The 3,140-nt window shown below is 50.9% G+C and carries 1 protein-coding gene; it reads left to right on the plus strand.

Annotation, left to right across the window (positions count from 1 at the left end):
- Positions 1-3,140 (plus strand): LysM domain-containing protein (locus NH399_RS25220; RefSeq protein WP_253044286.1); only part of this gene is annotated, 3,140 nt, incomplete at both ends.

Raw genomic sequence — 3,140 nt, forward strand, 5'->3', positions numbered from 1 at the left:
ACTGATGACCGAGATATGGGGGTTGTTTCACTGTATGGTTATGACTCGGCTGGTCGCCGAGTGCGTGAAGTGTATGATGGTAGCTTACGTAATGGTTTGCATTATTCGCGTGAGACGGTGAGCTTGTACGACACTCAGAATCGTCTGATTCGAGTGCAGACAAAAGATTTGACCACGGATAGGGATGTGATGCATGCGGAGTACTATTATGACGAAGCAGGCAATCGTCGGCAGACGCGAATATTGGCGTCAAAGTTCCAGAATACAGGGGATAATCGAGAGTCACATCCATTGCTGGATACATCGACGAATGCGACCTTGAGTTATACGGCGCGTGAAGGAGAAGCCACCAACTTGAATGTATCGTCGCTATTTGAGGGAGTGGATGAATACACTCTGTACCATGCTAATTGGGGTGTGGGGACATTCGGTGATGTGTTGGTGCCTGCTAATGGCGGTTCGAACAGCGGTTCGGGTGGGAGACTGGAACCGGATGTGTCGTTACTTCCTGAGTTTGGCTTGGGGGATGAGCCGACTAATAATAGCGGTAACAACGGTTATGTGACAGAGCAGCGGTGGCACTTTGATTATCAGGCGCTGCCGGACTGGGTGTCGTTGAGTGTTGTGGATGGTGCGCTGACCTTAACGGTGGATGCACCTGCGGATGCGGCTCAACATCAAAGTGGTGAGAGCGAGTTTGGTGTGTATGAGGTCCGAATCTGGGCGCTGGATGAGAACGGTAAGCATGTGTATCAGACGTTGCGCTTACAGATTGAAGACAATCCCGATGCGGTGGCCAAGACGAGCCCAGCCAACACTACAGCGAGCCCGGTGCAGGATGCTGAGTCAAGTTTTGAATTTAAAACCAGCGGGACAGAGATTGACAATACGACGACCGTTAACAAGGGCGGTGTCCGTCGAGGTTATATGCCATGGTTGCTGGACTGGAGCCATCGAGATGAGAAGGATTACTGGTACACCTACGACGGCAATAACCGTGTGGTGGTGGCAGAGGGCGAGCTGAAACCGAACAATAAAGGGGTTACCACGATTACTCCAACTGCGGAACAGGGATTCCATATTCGTTACGATGCTATCGGCAATCAGGTAATGACGGTACGTTACGACGATAATGACAGCTCAACGCCTGTTGAGGCTGAGGTGAGACGTTATGAGTACAATGAGCGAGGGCAGTTGGTAGAGGAGTCGCACCTTAATAGCGATTTTGATGGAGATGATACTTTTAGCTCGCTGGGTATTATTGACTGGTCGAATGCTGCGATACGAGAGCAGGTGTATGCCCATGCGGAGCCGTTGAATGCGGTGACGGGCTTGTGGCGTCGAGCATCCGTGCAGTCGTATGACCTGGCAGGTCGTGTGGTGATGAGTGCGCAATATTTTGGTGGTGAGGATGATTATAGTTTTCGTCAATTTAGCCGTGACTTAACGGGGATACGCGAATCGGAGCAACGGACTCAATACGATATGGATGGACGTGTGCTGAAGGTATCGAGCTGGGGGGTTGAGCATAATCACTTTGAAGCGATTCTGCAGGATGCAAACTGGGTGGCCGGACGAGGAGGTAATCCGAATGCGATGCCAATCATTGATGCGGCCTATGAAGCGATGCGGTTGGGTGGCAGTGAGCATCTGAAAGAGATGTCGGTGTCGACCTATGAGCGTGAAGAAGACAGTCAAGGAGAAGTGATAGCAGGTTACGATGCAGCGGGCCGTATGAAAGGTTATCGCTATGAGAAGAAAAACACAGCGTATGGTGAAACTTACAACGAAGATTTAAACAGCTACACGAATACCTATCGTTACCATTATCGTCAGGGTGATGATTATCAGGTGCGTATGGTGCAGGGAGAGAGTACTCAATCGCAGTTAAAGCCAGGTGAGACTGAGACGTTGTTTAACGAAGCGGGGCTGGCGACGCATATTGTTGAGCGTTACAAAAGCGATGCGTTAAATGAAGAGCAACACCGAACCTTGTCATATCAGGGGGATGGTCGAGCCTGGTTAAAGCAAACGCGAATCTACAACACGGATGAGCAGCGTTATGTGTACGACGATGATAATCGTTACAACGATGCGTTGCGTTATTACTATTACTCGAGCGGTCAGGAAATCGTGAATGTGTCACCGTTGGGTGAGTTTAATCTGGGGGATTCGGCGTCGTATCAGATGTTGACCTCCTCGTCCCAGTTGAATGAGTCGCAGGTGGCTGTAAATCAGGGCGACAGTTTGAGATCATTGTCGTTGCGTTTTTATGGCACCGAGAGTTTATGGTATGTGATAGCGGATGCGAATGGCTTGCAGGGGAATGATGAACTAGCGGCGGGTCAGACCTTAACGATACCGGCGGTGAGCAATGGCTTTAATGATGCGGCGGACTTTAAGGTATATAACCCGAGTGAAATGATAGGGGATATCACACCGAACTTGCCTTATGTTCCGAATCCACCAGAGGCAGAATGTAATCAGGTAGCCATGCTGGTCATGGTGGCTGTAGCAGCGATTGTGACGGTGTATACGGCGGGGGCTTTTGCTCAGGCTGCAGGAGCAGTCGGTCAGTCGGTCTGGGGTGTTGGTAGCAGTGTCCTCAGTGGTGGCTTAGGTTTCACAGGGACAACAGCGGCTTCTGCATTTGTAGGCGGTGTTGCTGGCAATCTGGCAAGTCAGGTGACGGGGCGCACTTTCGGTGTTGTCGATGACATCAATACTAATCAGGCCATGGTGAGCGGTTTAACGTCCATAGCGACTGTGGGCATAGGCTCTGCGTTAAAAGATGCGAAGCTTATCAAAGGGGCTTCGGATGCGACCAACCAATACTTGCGGGGTGTGAGTCAGGCCGCGTTGTCGGTGCCAGCGAGTGTGGCGGCAGGCAAACTGATGGGAGCGAAGGATGCGAGTTTCCGTTGGAGTGACGTGGCGACTTCGGTGATTAGTGCGTCAGTGAATCAGGCATTGGGCGGTAAAGAGCCAAGACTGCCAGATACTCAAGGTAGTGCCTTTAACTTTAAGAATGTTCTCACACAAACGGGCCGCTCAGTGATATCAGCAGGAGCCGCGCATTTTGTGATAAAGAATACTTATCAGGCAGGTCAATGGCAAAACCGACAGGTCTTGGCGAATGC

Origin of the sequence: Pleionea sp. CnH1-48 (genome assembly GCF_024124665.1) — a bacterium.
In the GTDB taxonomy this organism is placed as follows: domain Bacteria; phylum Pseudomonadota; class Gammaproteobacteria; order Enterobacterales; family Kangiellaceae; genus JAMXSB01.